We start from the raw sequence: 17505 nt of genomic DNA on the forward strand, positions 1-17505 counted from the left end.
CGCCAATATAAAATCACATGCGTCCAAAGGGTCAGTCCCATCCTCTTTTTCCTTTCCATTGGTCACACCATCACCATCACAATCATCTTTTTTCCATTTGTATGAAGGGGTACAATTTTGATGCGCCAATATAAAATCACATGGGTCCAAGGGGTCGGTATTGTCCTCTTTCTCTTTTTGATTGGTCACGCCATCGCCATCACAATCATCTTTTTTCCAAGCTTCAGATGGGGTACAATCTTGATGGGCCAAAATAAAACTACAAGCATCATGAGGATCCGTTCCATCCACATCCTCCTTTCCATCGGTTACTCCATCACCGTCTGAATCTTTGGAGGCTTCTAAACCAAAGCCTAGTTTGAAATCAAACGAACGGTCCATATTGAAGACACCAATGTCCAATGCATTGCCATCAATTGTATGCGAAATACCATCATCCGGCACATCCGCTCCATGAACTCTTCCGTCGCTATAAGCTTCCCGGTCCGGGGATACTTTGAAGGAGGTAACCAGCCCTAAAATAAGTAGAAGGGCCATATGTGAAATATAGCGACTTGCTTTGCTGCTAAGTCCCACAAAAGTAAAATTCTCCATAAATGAAAAGTTTTGGTCAACTATTCACCATGGCTAGTAGTTCTCGTAAGTGTAAGAAAATTGGGGCTTTTCTTATAAAATGGTGTCCAATTACGCTATAAGACACCTTTCAAATAATGTGGTCACATAATTAATGCTTTTATGGGTAATCGCCTATTTTAATCGACAAAAAGCGCATTACTCGTTATTAGTTACCACATACATTGTATTGCTTGGTTCAATGGAAAATAACATCACATAATTGTCCAAAAACCTAAACGAGGCGAAAATTAGTTTACTTTTTTGTTTCGCACAGGATGATAACCCTATTTTTTTCCAATGATATCAACAATTCCCATTCTATTAACAAATCGATGTCAAAAGTTAGAATTACCCTATTTTTGCCGAAATTTTTGTTGATGGATTTTGAAAGGGAAATAGCGAGAAGACGGACTTTCGGCATTATCTCACACCCAGATGCCGGTAAAACCACCTTGACCGAGAAGCTTTTATTGTTTGGAGGGGCCATTCAGGAAGCGGGCGCCGTAAAGAGTAACAAAATAAAAAAATCGGCCACAAGTGACTTTATGGAGATTGAGCGCCAACGGGGCATCTCGGTTGCCACTTCCGTTCTGGCCTTTATCTATAAGGACAAAAAAATCAATATTCTAGATACTCCTGGGCACAAAGATTTTGCTGAAGACACTTTTAGAACACTTACCGCCGTAGACAGTGTCATTGTGGTTATTGACGTGGCCAAAGGTGTGGAGGAGCAGACGGAAAAATTAGTGGAAGTCTGCCGAATGCGAAACATTCCCATGATAGTGTTCATCAACAAATTGGACCGCGAGGGAAAGGATGCATTTGACCTTTTGGACGAGGTTGAGCAAAAATTAGGGTTAACCGTGACCCCATTGAGTTTTCCGATAGGTATGGGCTATGATTTTAAAGGAATCTACAATATCTATGAAAAAAACATCAACCTATTTAGTGGAAACAGCAAAAAGAACATTGAAGAAACCATCGCCTTTGACAATATAGATAGTCCAGAACTTGAAAAAATCATAGGGACCAATGCCGCCGAAAACCTTCGGGACAATCTAGAACTGGTTCACGGTGTTTATCCTGATTTCGATAAGGAAGCCTACCTGAAAGGTGAGCTACAACCGGTATTCTTTGGTTCAGCATTGAACAATTTTGGGGTACGGGAGCTTTTGGACTGTTTTGTGGAAATTGCCCCTCCTCCAAGATCAAAAATGTCCGAAGAGCGTTTGGTCAAGGCCAATGAGAAGGATTTTTCAGGGTTTGTATTCAAGATTCACGCCAATATGGACCCCAAGCACCGTGATCGGTTGGCCTTTATAAAAGTGGTATCAGGTACGTTTGAACGAAACACCCCCTATTTGCATGTTCGGCAGGACAAAAAATTAAAATTTTCAAGTCCAAATGCTTTTTTTGCTGAAAAAAAAGAGATTGTGGATATTTCCTATCCCGGTGATATTGTTGGGCTTCATGATACTGGAAATTTTAAGATTGGTGATACCCTAACCAGTGGTGAAGTACTCCATTATAAAGGCATACCCAGTTTTTCTCCTGAACATTTTCGGTATATCAACAATGCAGACCCCATGAAGGCCAAGCAATTGTACAAAGGAATTGACCAATTGATGGATGAAGGGGTGGCTCAGCTTTTTACGTTGGAATTGAATGGCAGAAAAATCATAGGAACTGTGGGAGCATTACAATATGAAGTCATACAGTACCGACTGGAGCATGAATACGGTGCAAAATGCACCTATGAAAACTTCCCGGTGCATAAAGCGTGTTGGGTAGACCCAGACGACAAGAATAATGAAGAATTCAAAGAGTTTGTGCGGGTTAAGCAGAAGTTTTTAGCCAAAGATAAAAGAGGCCAGTTGGTCTTTTTGGCCGATTCCCCATTTTCCCTACAAATGACCCAACAAAAATATCCTTCGGTGAAACTTCATTTCACATCGGAGTTCGAGTAGGGTTTCTACCAAAAGTACCAAAGAAATAAGGTTTCATTTCTTTTCATACCCCTTGAAAATGAAAAAACACGTATGCCATTTGGCAAGAATCAAGCGTATCAAAAGATAAATAGTTGACTGGAATATAGCTATTTACAAAATTGGTAGCCACTTTTTTGTACTTTGTTGGTCATAATCAATTAAAACAAACTATTATGACAACTACAGTCAAACCTCCCGTTTGGTTCTGGATTATGAGCGTTATTGCGCTTCTATGGAACTTAATGGGCGTATTCAACTATTTGAACCAAGCCTTTAATCAGGTAGCGATTTTAGAAAGCTTTGACCAAGCACAACGTGAGGCTTTTGAAGGTATCCCAGCATGGGCCACAGCTGCTTTTGCCATTGCAGTTTTTGCCGGGTTGGCGGGTTCCATTGGACTTCTACTTCGCAAAAAATGGGCAAGACCACTTTTTGTCATTTCTTTGATAGCGGCGGTAGCTCAATTTATTCATTGGCTTTTTGTTTCTGGGGCGGTTGAAGCTTTTGGTCCATCTACCTACGCCATGCCCATTATTGTAGTGATTATAGGCCTTTACCTAATTTTCTTTTCAAAACAGGGTATACAAAAGGGTTGGTTGCAATAAATACCTGTACCTTAAAAAAGAAGCTTCCCAAAAAATGATAAAAATCGTCATTCAGAATTTATTTCAGAATCTATTGGAGTTGGTCAACTCTATAGATGAGAACCTGAAACAAGTTCAGGTTGACGATACACTATTTTTTGGGAAGTTAAATTTCAATTATGCTTCTCCCGTAGGCCCAAAATTCATGGGAATGGGAGGTTGTTCATAATCTTGAATGGGACCATGCGCCTGTTCAAAACGAGCTACATTGTCACTCAACGCTTTCAAAAACTTTTTGGCATGCTGCGGTGTTAACACAATTCTACTCTTCACCTTTGCTTTGGGAGCTCCTGGCATCATACTGATAAAATCAACCACAAACTCAGATGCGGAGTGATTAATAATCGCCAAATTGGAATAGATGCCCTCTGCGGTCTTCTCATCCAATTCTATATTGATTTGCTTTTGATTTTGGTCTTTTTCGGCCATATTTTCAATCTTTCAAAAAATAAAAAAGAAAACCCTGACGGTTAGGCCAGGGTTTTGTTCATATTAGAATTTGAATTCCTCTTTCCGGGCCATAATCTCATCGTACTCCTCTTTGGAGCCAACAATGATGCTATCATAATCCCTCATACCTGTACCGGCAGGAATCTTATGTCCAACAATTACGTTTTCCTTCAATCCTTCCAAGGTATCCACTTTACCGCTTACCGCAGCTTCGTTCAGTACTTTGGTAGTCTCTTGGAACGATGCAGCCGAGATAAACGACTTGGTCTGCAACGATGCTCTTGTGATACCCTGTAAGATTGGCGTAGCTGTAGCTGCAACTGCATCTCTAGCCGTTACCAAGGTTTTGTCCTCTCTTCTAAGAATAGAGTTTTCATCCCTCAATTCACGAGCGGTAATAATTTGACCTGGTTTCAATCTTTCGGAATCACCGGCATCCTCCACAACTTTCTTACCATAGATTTCATCATTCTCATTGATAAAGTCGTCTTTGTGTACCAATTGGTTCTCCAAGAAGGTGGTATCTCCAGAATCCTGGATCTGTACCTTACGCATCATTTGGCGTACCACAACCTCAAAGTGTTTGTCATTGATCTTCACACCTTGTAAGCGATATACCTCCTGAACCTCGTTCACCAAGTATTGCTGAACTGCAGATGGTCCTTTAATGGCCAAGATATCCTCTGGCGTAATGGAACCATCAGACAATGGCATACCGGCACGAACGTAGTCATTCTCCTGAACCAAAATCTGATTGGAAAGTTTCACCAAGTATTTCTTCACCTCACCCGTTTTGGATTCGATGATGATTTCTCGGTTACCACGCTTGATCTTACCAAAGGAAACCACACCATCTATCTCAGAAACAACCGCTGGGTTGGATGGGTTACGAGCCTCGAACAACTCGGTCACCCTTGGAAGACCACCGGTAATATCCCCTGCTTTTGCAGACTTACGTGGTATTTTTACCAAGATTTTACCTTCTTTGATTTTCTCTCCATCATCCACCATTATGTGGGAACCAACAGGCAAGTTGTACGAACGCAAGGTCTCTCCTTTGCCATCCTTAATCAATAAGGTTGGTATCAGTTTTTTGTTCCTTGATTCAGAAATTACCTTTTCTTGGAAACCGGTTTGTTCATCGATTTCAACTTGATAGGTAACCCCTTGCTCAATATTCTCGTAGGCAATCTGGCCTGGGAACTCAGAAACGATAACACCGTTGTAAGGATCCCATTGGCAAACCAAGGTTCCTTTGGTGATTTTTTCGCCATCCTTCACAAACAATTGCGAACCGTAAGGAATGTTATTGGTACTCAAAGTAATACCTGTTTTGGCATCCACTATCTTGATCTCAGATGTTCTAGAGATTACTATATTGGTTTTTGCACCTTCACTGTTCTCTCCTTCAACAACACGTAAATCCTCAATTTCAGCGATACCATCAAACTTGGACTCCAATTTGTTGTCCTCGGAGATGTTACCTGCGATACCACCCACGTGGAAGGTACGCAATGTCAGCTGGGTACCGGGCTCACCAATAGATTGGGCGGCAACAACACCAACAGCTTCACCTCTTTGCACCATTTTGTTGGTCGCCAAGTTTCTACCGTAGCATTTTGCACAGATTCCTTGAGGTGCCTCACATGTCAAGGCAGAACGTACTTCAATCTTTTCAATTGGAGCAGCTTCAACGCGTTTTACATCAGCTTCAGAGATTTCCTGACCAGCTTTTAGCACCAATTCCTCTGTCAACGGATTGTATACATCATGCAAGGAAACCCTACCTAGTATTCTTTCCCCTAGCGATTCAACGATTTCCTCATTCTTCTTCAATGGCTCTACTTCAATGCCTCGAAGTGTTCCACAATCCTCGATATTGATGATCACATCTTGGGAAACATCTACCAAACGACGGGTCAAGTATCCAGCATCCGCAGTTTTCAAAGCGGTATCCGCAAGACCTTTACGCGCACCGTGGGTAGAGATAAAGTATTCCAAAATCGATAGACCTTCCTTAAAGTTGGAAAGAATCGGGTTTTCAATAATCTCTCCACCACCGGCAGTCGATTTTTTAGGCTTGGCCATCAATCCACGCATACCGGTCAACTGACGAATCTGCTCTTTGGAACCCCTTGCACCAGAATCCAACATCATATATACAGAGTTGAATCCTTGTTTGTCCTCACGAATTCGCTTCATCGCCAATTCGGTCAACATGGCGTTAGTGGAAGTCCAAACATCAATAACCTGGTTATATCGCTCGTTATTGGTGATAAGACCCATGTTATAGTTCATCATGATACCATCAACCTGCTCATTGGCATCATTGATCATATCTTGTTTTTCCGCTGGAATGATGATATCTCCCAAACTGAAGGACAACCCTCCTTTGAAGGCGAAATCATAACCCATGGACTTTATCTTATCCAAGAAATCAGCCGTGGTAGGAACATCAGTAACGGCAAGAATATCCCCGATAATGTTTCGAAGCGCTTTCTTATTCAATACCTGGTTGATGAATCCTGCTTGTTCTGGCACCACCGTGTTGAACAAGACACGACCTACAGTGGTTTCAATAATTTGATTGACCAATTCACCAGCTTCATTGAAGTCCTTGGTTCTTACCTTAATGCCAGCGTTCAACGCCACTTTCTTCTCATTAAAGGCAATCTCCACTTCCTCAGAAGAATAGAAGGTCAATCCTTCACCCAATACGGGTTCTTCCTTGGTAGACTTCTTCTCTTTGGTCATATAATACAATCCCAAAACCATATCCTGGGAAGGCACGGTAATCGGAGAACCGTTGGCTGGGTTAAGGATGTTCTGTGAAGCCAACATCAACAACTGTGCTTCCAAAATAGCCTCTGGCCCCAATGGCAAGTGAACTGCCATCTGGTCCCCATCAAAATCCGCGTTAAATGCGGTACATGCCAATGGGTGCAAACGAATCGCCTTACCTTCAATCAGTTTAGGCTGGAACGCTTGGATACCCAATCGGTGCAATGTGGGGGCCCGGTTCAACAATACAGGGTGTCCTTTAAGGACATTTTCAAGGATATCCCAAACTACAGGCTCCTTTTTGTCGATAATCTTTTTGGCAGATTTTACGGTCTTTACAATACCTCTTTCAATCAACTTACGGATGATGAAAGGCTTGTACAACTCGGCTGCCATATCTTTTGGAAGACCACATTCGTACAATTTCATTTCCGGTCCAACAACGATTACGGAACGAGCGGAGTAATCCACACGTTTACCCAACAAGTTCTGACGGAAACGACCTTGTTTTCCTTTCAAGGAATCTGAAAGGGATTTTAAGGGTCTGTTCGATTCTGTTTTAACCGCAGAGGCTTTTCTGGTGTTATCGAAAAGGGAATCCACCGCTTCCTGCAGCATACGTTTTTCGTTCCTCAAGATCACCTCTGGTGCCTTGATTTCCATCAAACGCTTCAAACGGTTGTTACGGATGATTACCCTACGATACAAGTCGTTCAAATCCGAAGTGGCGAAACGACCACCATCCAATGGTACCAAAGGACGCAATTCTGGTGGAATAACCGGAATCACCTTCATGATCATCCACTCAGGGTTGTTCTCACGATTGTCTTGCGACTCACGCAAAGCTTCCACAACCTGAAGACGCTTCAACGCTTCGGTCTTACGTTGCTTTGAAGTCTCTGTGTTGGCTTTGTGACGAAGTTCGTATGACAATTGCTCCAAATCGATTCGGGACAATAGGTCGATCAAACATTCGGCACCCATTTTGGCGATGAACTTATTGGGGTCGGTATCCTCCAAATATTGGTTTTCGGAAGGAAGCGACTCCAAAATATTCAAATATTCCTCTTCGGTCAAGAAATCCAGCTTTTGAATCTCTTCTCCTTCTGGACCTTTGGCATTACCCGGCTGGATGACCACATACCTTTCGTAGTAAATGATCATGTCCAACTTTTTGGAAGGCAGTCCCAAAAGGTATCCTATTTTGTTTGGCAACGAACGGAAGTACCAGATGTGCGCTACAGGAACCACCAAATTGATGTGTCCCACACGGTCTCTACGTACTTTTTTCTCCGTTACTTCAACACCACAACGGTCACAAACAATACCGCGATAACGGATACGCTTATACTTTCCGCAAGCACATTCGTAATCCTTTACAGGACCGAAGATACGCTCGCAGAACAATCCATCACGCTCTGGTTTGTGCGTTCTATAGTTAATAGTTTCAGGCTTCAATACCTCGCCACGGGACTCGGCCAAGATTGACTCTGGAGAGGCCAATCCTATGGAAATTTTATTGAACCTTTTTGGTGCGTTATTATCTTTTATTCTAGCCATAACAATATGGTGATGATATAATTAATGTAAATAGTGTTCTACTCTTCCAATCTGATATCCAAGCCCAAACCTTTTAGTTCGTGCATCAATACGTTGAAAGATTCTGGTAATCCAGGTTCCGGCATGGTCTCGCCTTTTACAATGGATTCATAGGTCTTGGCCCTTCCGATAACGTCATCCGACTTCACAGTCAAGATTTCACGTAGTGTGGATGAAGCACCGTAGGCTTCCAATGCCCATACCTCCATCTCACCAAAACGCTGACCACCAAACTGGGCTTTACCACCCAATGGTTGTTGTGTGATCAATGAGTATGGTCCAATGGAACGTGCGTGCATCTTATCGTCTACCATGTGACCCAATTTCAACATATAGATCACCCCAACGGTAGCAGCTTGGTCAAAACGCTGACCTGTTCCACCGTCATAAAGGTGGGTATGTCCAAATCTTGGTACACCAGCTTTATCTGTAAGCTCATTGATTTCGTCCAAAGTAGCACCATCGAAAATTGGAGTCGCATATTTCTGACCCAATTTCTGTCCGGCCCAACCCAAAACGGTTTCGTAGATCTGACCAATGTTCATTCGTGAAGGTACACCCAGTGGGTTCAATACGATATCCACAGGAGTTCCATCTTCCAAGAATGGCATATCCTCTTGACGAACGATTCGGGCAACGATACCCTTGTTACCGTGACGACCCGCCATTTTATCACCTACTTTCAACTTACGTTTTTTGGCGATATAGACTTTAGCCAACTTCATGATACCTGCAGGAAGTTCATCTCCAACAGAGATGGTAAACTTGTCCCTTCTTAGGTTACCTTGAATGTCGTTCAACTTGATTTTGTAGTTGTGCAACAAATCGGCCACCAATGCATTGGTATCGTCATCCGTTGTCCAGCTTCCGCCTACCAAGTGAGCGAAATCATCAACAGCGTTCAACATTTTAATGGTGTATTTCTTTCCTTTTGGAAGTACTTCTTCACCCAAATCGTTGATAACACCTTGTGATGTTTTACCGTTGATCAATCCAAACAATTTCTCGATCAATACATCTTTCAATTGTTGGAACTTCACTTCGTAGTCCATCTCCAATCTTGAGATAGCCTCTTTATCTTCGGAACGTTTTCTTTTGTCCTTAATGGAACGCGAGAACAGTTTCTTATCGATAACCACACCACTCAATGATGGAGAGGCTTTCAAGGAAGCATCTTTTACGTCACCGGCTTTGTCACCAAAGATGGCACGCAACAGTTTTTCCTCTGGAGTTGGGTCAGATTCACCTTTAGGTGTGATCTTACCGATCAAAATATCACCAGGCTTCACTTCGGCACCGATACGAATCATACCGTACTCGTCCAAATCCTTGGTAGCTTCTTCGGAAACGTTTGGAATATCGTTGGTCAACTCTTCAGCACCCAGCTTGGTATCCCTAACTTCCAACGCGTACTCATCAATGTGGATGGAGGTAAAGATATCCTCACGTACCACTTTTTCAGAGATTACGATCGCATCCTCAAAGTTGTATCCTTTCCATGGCATGAAGGCTACCTTCATATTTCTACCCAAGGCCAACTCACCTTTTTCAGTAGCATATCCTTCACAAAGTACCTGACCTCTTTTTACCTTGTCACCTTTTCTTACGATAGGCTTCAAGTTGATGCTGGTACCCTGGTTGGTTTTTCTAAACTTCACCAAATCATAGGTCTTGGAATCTTCTTCGAAGCTTACCAAGCGTTCTTCTTCGCTACGATCGTACTTAATGGTGATTTTCTGCGCATCTACGTATTCAACGGTTCCGTCCCCTTCAGCATTAATCAACACTCGAGAATCGGTAGCTACTTGTCTTTCCAAACCAGTACCAACGATTGGTGAATCAGGACGCAACAATGGTACAGCCTGACGCATCATGTTGGAGCCCATCAACGCGCGGTTCGCATCATCATGCTCCAAGAAAGGAATCAAGGACGCGGAGATGGATGCAATCTGGTTAGGGGCAACATCGGTATACTGGATTTCAGCAGGATCTACTACAGGGAAATCACCTTCTTCACGAGCAATTACTTTTTCCCTGTCAATGGTTCCATCGTCTTTCAAAGGAATGTTCGCCTGAGCAATTTTCATTCCCTCTTCTTCCTCAGCACTAAGGTAAATGTGGTTTTTCGTATCCACTTTTCCATCTGCAACCTTGCGGTAAGGGGTTTCCAAGAAGCCCATATTGTTCACCTTTGCAAAAACAGAAAGTGAAGAGATCAAACCAATGTTTGGTCCTTCAGGTGTCTCAATAGGACACAATCTTCCGTAGTGGGTATAGTGAACGTCACGCACCTCGAAACCAGCTCTTTCACGGGAAAGACCTCCTGGTCCTAGTGCGGATAATCTTCTTTTATGTGTAATCTCGGCCAACGGGTTGGTCTGGTCCATGAATTGGGACAACTGGTTGGTTCCGAAGAACGAGTTGATCACAGAAGACAGTGTCTTCGCATTAATCAAGTCAATCGGGGTAAATACCTCGTTGTCACGAACGTTCATACGCTCACGGATGGTACGTGCCATACGTGCCAAACCTACACCAAATTGGGAAGACAATTGCTCACCAACGGTACGTACACGACGGTTGGACAAGTGATCGATATCGTCAATCTCAGCTTTGGAGTTGATCAACTCGATCAAATACTTGATAATGGTTATGATATCTTCTTTGGTAAGAACCTCTTTGTCCATACCAATGTCCAAGCCCAATTTCTTGTTCATTCTGTAACGACCAACTTCACCCAAAGAATAACGTTGATCGGAGAAGAACAATTTATCGATAATACCACGAGCGGTCTCCTCATCTGGCGGCTCGGCATTACGCAATTGTCTGTAGATATGTTCTACCGCTTCTTTTTCAGAGTTGGTAGGGTCTTTTTGTAATGTGTTGTGGATGATGGCATAGTCTGACTGTGCATTGTTCTCCTTGTGAAGTAGAATGGTCTTCACGTCGGCATCAATGATCTCGTCGATATGCTCTTTTTCCAAAACGGTATCACGATCGAGGATGATCTCGTTACGTTCGATGGAAACCACTTCACCGGTATCCTCGTCCACGAAATCCTCATGCCATGTGTTCAACACCCTGGCGGCCAATTTACGGCCCAATACTTTTTTAAGTCCGGCTTTGGAAACTTTCACTTCTTCGGATAGATCGAAGATTTCCAAGATATCCTTATCCCTTTCAAAGCCAATGGCACGGAAAAGGGTGGTTACCGGTAACTTTTTCTTTCTATCAATATAAGCGTACATAACGCCATTGATGTCAGTTGCAAATTCAATCCAAGACCCTTTGAAAGGAATTACCCGGGCTGAATACAATTTTGTACCGTTCGCATGGAACGATTGTCCAAAGAAAACCCCTGGAGATCTGTGCAACTGGGAAACCACAACTCTTTCGGCACCATTTATCACGAAGGTTCCGCTCGGAGTCATGTATGGAATTGTTCCCAAATACACATCCTGCACGATGGTTTCAAAATCTTCGTGCTCTGGATCGGTACAGTATAATTTTAAACGTGCCTTTAGAGGTACGCTATAGGTAAGTCCACGCTCAATACATTCTTGAATGGAATATCTGGGTGGATCTATAAAGTAATCCAAAAACTCAAGTACGAATTGGTTTCTGGTGTCAGTAATTGGAAAATTCTCCATGAAGGTGTTGTAGAGACCTTCGTTTCCTCTTTCATCAGATTTTGTTTCAAGCTGAAAAAAGTCTTGGAACGATTTTATCTGAATGTCCAAGAAATCCGGATAATCCGGTATGTTCTTAGCAGATGCGAAATTTACTCTTTCAGTAGTGTTTGTGAACATCAATGGACAAATTTTGATCGTGAATATTATGTGGGTTGGTGTATGGCTTTATACACTCCTTATATAAATAGGCTAAGGTCTAACCAAAAAATGGAAAGACCTTAACCAAACTTTCTATGGTAAAAGCGAATTATTTAAGCTCAACTTCTGCTCCTGCTTCTTCCAATGATTTTTTGATGCCTTCTGCTTCGTCTTTAGCAACACCTTCTTTAACAGCTTTAGGTGCACTATCAACAATATCTTTAGCGTCTTTAAGTCCAAGACCGGTCAATTCCTTAACCAATTTTACGACTGCCAATTTAGAACCACCGGCAGCTTTAAGGATTACATCAAATTCTGATTTCTCCTCAGCAGCTTCACCTTCTCCACCACCAGCGGCAGCACCACCAGCAACGGCTACTGCAGCAGCAGCAGGCTCAATACCGTATTCTTCTTTTAAAATGTCGGCCAACTCATTTACCTCTTTTACTGTTAGGTTAACCAACTGTTCTGCAAAATCTTTTAAATCTGCCATTTTTCTATCGTTTAATAAAAATGTTTAAAAATATACTTAGTTTATTGTGCGCGAATTATTCTTTCTCGGATAATGTCTTAAGGATACCGGCCAGTTTACCACCACCAGATTTAAGTCCAGAAATAACATTTTTGGCTGGTGATTGTAGCAATCCGATAATATCTCCGATTACTTCTTCTTTGGACTTGATGTTTACAAGTGCCTCCAAGTTTTCATCACCGATATAGATAGCCTCTTCAATAAAGGCTCCTTTCAACAAAGGTTTGTCCGATTTTTTTCTAAAGTCCTTGATAAGTTTCGCAGGCCCATTTCCCGTTTCGGAGAACATCATGGATGTATTTCCTTTCAACACACCGGGAAGTTCACCGAATTCCTTATCAGAAGCTTCCATTGCCTTTGCAAGCAAGGTGTTCTTAACAACCGCAAGTTTAATATTGGCCTTAAAACATGCCCTTCTTAAGTTAGAAGTGGCAACGGCATCCAATCCTGAAATATCAGCCAAATAAATATTGGCGTTTTCAGCTAACTGTGCAGTCAAATCTTCTATTACTGTTGCTTTTTCTTCTCTTGTCATAGTTAAAATATTGAACTACCAGTTATTAAACTGCTTTAGGATCCAATTGAACACTGGGACTCATGGTAGTAGACATGTAAATACTTTTCATGTAAACTCCTTTTGCTGCAGCTGGCTTCAATTTCACCAAAGTATCTATCAATTCCTTGGCGTTTCCTGCAATCTTATCAGCAGAGAATGAAGCTTTACCGATTGCAGCATGTACAATTCCAGTCTTGTCCACTTTAAAGTCAATCTTACCGGCCTTAACATCGGATACTGCTTTGGCAACATCCATGGTTACGGTTCCGGTCTTTGGATTTGGCATTAGTCCTCGTGGTCCCAAAACACGACCCAATGGACCTAATTTACCCATAACGCTTGGCATGGTGATGATGACATCAACATCTGTCCAACCGCCTTTGATCTTATCCAAATATTCATCCAACCCAACATAATCAGCACCGGCTTCTGTAGCCTCTGCCTCTTTATCTGGGGTCACCAATGCCAAAACTTTTACGTCTTTACCTGTTCCATGTGGAAGGGTAACCACGCCACGCACCATTTGATTTGCTTTTCGTGGATCTACACCCAAACGAACTGCAATATCAACGGAAGCATCAAATTTTACATTGGTTATTTCTTTTACTAAAGCAGAAGCTTCTTCCAATGAATAGAGTTTGTTCTTCTCTATTTTAGCTTGGGCTTCTTTTTGCTTTTTAGTCAATCTTGCCATTTCTTAATTGCTTTCAGATTTTAAAAAGGTCTTTGTCCTGCTATTTTCAGACCCATAGATCGTGCAGTCCCTGCAACCATACTCATTGCAGATTCCACGGTAAAAGCATTTAAATCCACCATCTTATCTTCGGCGATTTGTTTTACCTGATCCCATGTTACTGAACCATTTTTTACCCTGTTAGGTTCTCCCGATCCTTTTTTAATCTTAGCCGCTTCCAACAATTGAACTGCCGCAGGTGGTGTTTTTACAACAAACTCGAACGATTTGTCTTTGTAAACGGTGATAACAACGGGCAATACTTTGCCTGGTTTGTCCTGTGTACGAGCATTAAACTGCTTACAGAACTCCATGATGTTAACACCAGCAGCACCTAAGGCGGGTCCAACCGGTGGCGATGGATTCGCAGCACCTCCCCTAACTTGTAATTTAACTACCTTATCTACTTCTTTTGCCATTGTTTCTAATTAAATTTAAAGTGTGTCAATTGGAAGCAACACAGCTTTATATATGTAACAGCTCTATTATTCTTATCAGATTTCAGAACTCAGACATCTGACATCTGGTTATTATACTTTTTCTACTTGCATATAGCTTAGTTCCAATGGCGTTTTTCTTCCGAAAATCTTTACCATTACCTCCAGCTTACGCTTTTCTTCATTGATTTTTTCAACAGTTCCATTGAATCCATTGAAAGGTCCATCAATTACCTTAACCGTTTCTCCCAACACAAATGGAATGGCAACATTGTCTGTATTGACAGCCAACTCGTCCACTTTCCCCAGCATACGGTTTACCTCAGATTTACGTAAAGGCACTGGGTCACCTCCTTTAACTTCTCCTAAAAAGCCAATGACATTGGTGATGGAGCGTATAATGTGAACCATTTCACCGCCTAAGTTGGCCTTTATCATGATATATCCAGGAAAGTAAACTCGTTCTTTATTGATTTTCTTTCCGTTTCTGATCTGTACAACTTTTTCGGTAGGCACAAGAACCTCGTCAAGATAGTCACCAAAACCGGCACGCTCCACTTCACTTTCAATGTAGCCTTTGATCTTGTTCTCCTGACCGCTAACAGCCCTTACCACATACCATTTTTTCTCCAGAACCTCAGACATACCTATCTTAACCTATTAATTTATCAAAATACAAGCCAATCAACTTACTAAAAAGCGTATCCACGCCCCATGTTGCCAAAGCAAAAATGATGGAGAAAACTGCCACAATAACCATGAGGTTAGAGGCCTTATCCCTGTCCAACCAGGTAACGTTGTTCTTCAATTCCTCAAATGATTCTTTTACGTAAGTCAACATAGTACTTGTATTTTCTTGCACGGGAGGAGAGACTTCCCTCGACTACGCTCGGGATAAACTTCTCGTCTCACAGTGCCTTAATCTTTTTCGTCGCACGGGAGGAGAGACTCGAACTCCCGACACCTGGTTTTGGAGACCAGTGCTCTACCAACTGAGCTACACCCGTTTAATTACGCCGAAAGGTATCCCGAGTAAATCGGAACACCCTTTGGCGTACAATTTTATTGTAAATGATTAATCTAGAATCTCAGTAACCTGACCAGCACCTACTGTTCTACCTCCTTCACGGATAGCAAAACGTAGACCTACGTTCAACGCGATTGGCTGAATCAAATCTACAGTGATTGTCAAGTTGTCACCAGGCATAACCATTTCTACTCCATCAGGAAGAACAATATTTCCTGTTACGTCAGTTGTACGAACGTAGAACTGAGGACGGTAGTTGTTGTGGAATGGAGTGTGACGTCCACCTTCTTCTTTTTTAAGGATATATACCTCAGCTTTGAATTTAGCGTGCGGCTTAACAGAACCTGGCTTACAGATAACCATACCTCTTTTGATATCGGATTTTTCAATACCTCTCAAAAGAAGACCAACGTTATCCCCAGCTTCACCTCTATCCAAAATCTTACGGAACATCTCAACACCAGTAATGGTAGAAGTCAATTTCTCAGCACCCATACCAATGATTTCAACAGGGTCACCTGTGTTGGCAACACCAGTTTCAATACGACCTGTGGCAACAGTACCACGACCTGTAATGGTGAATACATCTTCGATTGGCATCAAGAATGGCTTGTCAACATCTCTTTCAGGAAGTTCGATCCAGCTATCAACAGCTTCCATCAATTCCATAACGGTATCAACCCATTTCTGCTCTCCGTTCAATGCACCAAGCGCAGAACCAGCGATAACGGGTCCGTTGTCACCATCATACTCATAGAAAGAAAGCAATTCTCTTACTTCCATTTCAACAAGCTCCAAAAGCTCTTCATCATCAACCATATCCACTTTGTTCAAGAAAACAACGATACGTGGAATACCTACCTGACGACCCAAAAGGATGTGCTCACGAGTCTGTGGCATAGGACCATCAGTAGCAGCAACAACCAAAATAGCACCGTCCATCTGGGCAGCACCAGTAACCATGTTCTTTACGTAATCCGCGTGACCAGGACAGTCAACGTGGGCGTAGTGACGGTTAGCAGTTTGATATTCAACGTGTGAAGTGTTGATAGTAATACCTCTTTCTTTCTCCTCTGGTGCATTGTCAATGGAATCAAAGCTCCTAATTTCAGAAAGACCAGCGTTTGCCAAAACAGTTGTAATAGCAGCAGTCAATGTAGTTTTACCGTGATCCACGTGTCCAATGGTACCAATATTTAAGTGGGGTTTGGAACGATCAAAAGTTTCCTTTGCCATTTTAAAATAATTTAATTCTTAGTTTATATTAGTGTACAAATCGTTTTGAGCCAATGAGGGGATTTGAACCCCTGACCTCTTCCTTACCAAGGAAACGCTCTACCCCTGAGCTACACCGGCGTAAAGTGTTGAATCGACTTCCTTTTAAGTTACATTTTTTCAAGGAAGAGATTCCTGCCTTCGCAGGAATGACAATCTTGTCTTTAGAGCGGGAGACCGGGTTTCCCTCGACTTCGCTCGGGATAAACTTCTCACCCTTTCCACAGAGTTCAAAATTTATCTTTAGAGCGGGAGACCGGGTTCGAACCGGCGACATTCAGCTTGGAAGGCTGACGCTCTACCAACTGAGCTACTCCCGCATTTTTTTTTGAGCAATTGCCCAAAAAGTTATCAACATTTCAAAAAACCTTCGTTTCCACGTTGTTTTGCCAACAACTCTTGTGGGGAGAGCAGGATTCGAACCTGCGAAGGTGAAAACCAACAGATTTACAGTCTGTCCTCGTTGGCCGCTTGAGTATCTCCCCGCCTTATTTTCAGTAACTTACGAGCCGATGGAGGGACTCGAACCCACGACCTGCTGATTACAAATCAGCTGCTCTAGCCAGCTGAGCTACATCGGCAATTTACCGGCTTTTCCACATAAAAAAAGTCCGCTATTTCTAACGGACTGCAAATGTATAGATTTATTTTTTTAATCAAAATAAATTTTCAAAAATTTTGATTAAACCTTGGCCCTCAATTTTTCCTTCTTTTTCACCAATTGTCTTTCCAATGAACTGCAGGCCGAATCAACTGCTTCCTCAAATGACTTACACTGTTTTTTAACTACAATTTTATCTCTTGGAATCGACACCATAATTTCCACAATCTTATTCTCTTTGGCACTAGTGTTTTCCACTTTTAAATAAACATCAGAATCAATGACCTTGTCATAGAACAATTCCAGCTTATCCATTCGTTTCTGAACAAAATCCAAAAGCTTACCATCAGCTACAAAATTTACCGATTGTGTGTTTACTTTCATAAGACGTAGTTTTTTGTGCTGCCTGACGACAGCGAAGTTAAACAATACAAGAA

The 17505-nt window shown here is 42.2% G+C and carries 13 protein-coding genes, 5 tRNA genes and 1 pseudogene; 2 read left to right on the plus strand and 17 right to left on the minus strand.

The window, feature by feature from the left end; translation table 11 throughout:
* Positions 1–594: pseudogene (locus AB1A65_RS00005) on the minus strand (hypothetical protein); the annotation flags it as partial.
* A gap of 398 nt (positions 595–992) precedes the next feature.
* Here AB1A65_RS00005 and AB1A65_RS00010 point away from each other — a divergent pair.
* Together AB1A65_RS00010 and AB1A65_RS00015 are read left to right on the plus strand one after the other, a co-directional pair.
* Positions 993–2582, plus strand: a complete 1590-nt coding sequence (locus AB1A65_RS00010; RefSeq protein WP_366585223.1) for a peptide chain release factor 3 — start codon at positions 993–995, stop codon at positions 2580–2582.
* Positions 2583–2776: 194 nt separating this feature from the next.
* On the plus strand, positions 2777–3208 hold the full coding sequence (locus AB1A65_RS00015; RefSeq protein ID WP_366584359.1) for a hypothetical protein: 432 nt from the start codon (positions 2777–2779) through the stop codon (positions 3206–3208).
* Positions 3209–3364: 156 nt separating this feature from the next.
* On the opposite strand, the gene AB1A65_RS00020 is transcribed toward AB1A65_RS00015, so the two are convergent.
* The 16 genes from AB1A65_RS00020 to raiA form a co-directional block, all read right to left on the minus strand.
* On the minus strand, positions 3365–3676 hold the full coding sequence (locus tag AB1A65_RS00020) for a DUF3467 domain-containing protein (protein WP_366584361.1): 312 nt from the start codon (positions 3674–3676) through the stop codon (positions 3365–3367).
* Positions 3677–3739: 63 nt separating this feature from the next.
* Entirely contained in the window at positions 3740–8038 is a 4299-nt protein-coding gene (rpoC, locus tag AB1A65_RS00025; RefSeq protein ID WP_366584363.1) for a DNA-directed RNA polymerase subunit beta', read from the minus strand.
* A gap of 38 nt (positions 8039–8076) precedes the next feature.
* Positions 8077–11886: a DNA-directed RNA polymerase subunit beta gene (gene rpoB / locus AB1A65_RS00030; RefSeq protein WP_366584365.1), complete on the minus strand. Its 3810-nt coding sequence runs from the start codon at positions 11884–11886 to the stop codon at positions 8077–8079.
* Positions 11887–12016: 130 nt separating this feature from the next.
* Positions 12017–12400 (minus strand): 50S ribosomal protein L7/L12, encoded by a 384-nt coding sequence (gene rplL / locus AB1A65_RS00035; protein ID WP_116185641.1) that lies wholly within the window; start codon positions 12398–12400, stop codon positions 12017–12019.
* 55 nt (positions 12401–12455) lie between these two features.
* The gene (gene rplJ / locus AB1A65_RS00040) at positions 12456–12974 is read right to left on the minus strand and encodes a 50S ribosomal protein L10 (RefSeq protein ID WP_366584367.1); all 519 of its coding nucleotides are present in this window, start codon (positions 12972–12974) and stop codon (positions 12456–12458) included.
* A 25-nt stretch (positions 12975–12999) separates the two neighbouring features.
* Positions 13000–13689 (minus strand): 50S ribosomal protein L1, encoded by a 690-nt coding sequence (gene rplA / locus AB1A65_RS00045; protein ID WP_366584369.1) that lies wholly within the window; start codon positions 13687–13689, stop codon positions 13000–13002.
* A 20-nt stretch (positions 13690–13709) separates the two neighbouring features.
* The gene (rplK, locus tag AB1A65_RS00050) at positions 13710–14147 is read right to left on the minus strand and encodes a 50S ribosomal protein L11 (protein WP_366584371.1); all 438 of its coding nucleotides are present in this window, start codon (positions 14145–14147) and stop codon (positions 13710–13712) included.
* Between the two features lie 111 nt (positions 14148–14258).
* Positions 14259–14810, minus strand: coding sequence for a transcription termination/antitermination protein NusG (gene nusG / locus AB1A65_RS00055; protein ID WP_366584373.1), 552 nt, complete (start codon positions 14808–14810; stop codon positions 14259–14261).
* A gap of 7 nt (positions 14811–14817) precedes the next feature.
* Entirely contained in the window at positions 14818–15006 is a 189-nt protein-coding gene (gene secE / locus AB1A65_RS00060; RefSeq protein WP_366584375.1) for a preprotein translocase subunit SecE, read from the minus strand.
* Between the two features lie 93 nt (positions 15007–15099).
* Positions 15100–15172: transfer RNA gene (locus AB1A65_RS00065), tRNA-Trp, on the minus strand.
* 68 nt (positions 15173–15240) lie between these two features.
* Complete coding sequence (gene tuf / locus AB1A65_RS00070) at positions 15241–16428, minus strand: elongation factor Tu (protein ID WP_366584377.1); 1188 nt, start codon at positions 16426–16428, stop codon at positions 15241–15243.
* A gap of 48 nt (positions 16429–16476) precedes the next feature.
* A tRNA-Thr gene (locus AB1A65_RS00075) sits at positions 16477–16548 on the minus strand.
* A gap of 166 nt (positions 16549–16714) precedes the next feature.
* Positions 16715–16787, minus strand: a tRNA-Gly gene (locus tag AB1A65_RS00080).
* An 82-nt stretch (positions 16788–16869) separates the two neighbouring features.
* Positions 16870–16952, minus strand: a tRNA-Tyr gene (locus AB1A65_RS00085).
* A gap of 22 nt (positions 16953–16974) precedes the next feature.
* Positions 16975–17048: transfer RNA gene (locus AB1A65_RS00090), tRNA-Thr, on the minus strand.
* 101 nt (positions 17049–17149) lie between these two features.
* Positions 17150–17452: a ribosome-associated translation inhibitor RaiA gene (raiA, locus tag AB1A65_RS00095; RefSeq protein WP_366584379.1), complete on the minus strand. Its 303-nt coding sequence runs from the start codon at positions 17450–17452 to the stop codon at positions 17150–17152.
* Positions 17453–17505: the final 53 nt, after the last annotated feature.

The organism is Allomuricauda sp. ANG21 (assembly GCF_040705235.1).
Lineage (GTDB): Bacteria > Bacteroidota > Bacteroidia > Flavobacteriales > Flavobacteriaceae > Flagellimonas > Flagellimonas marina.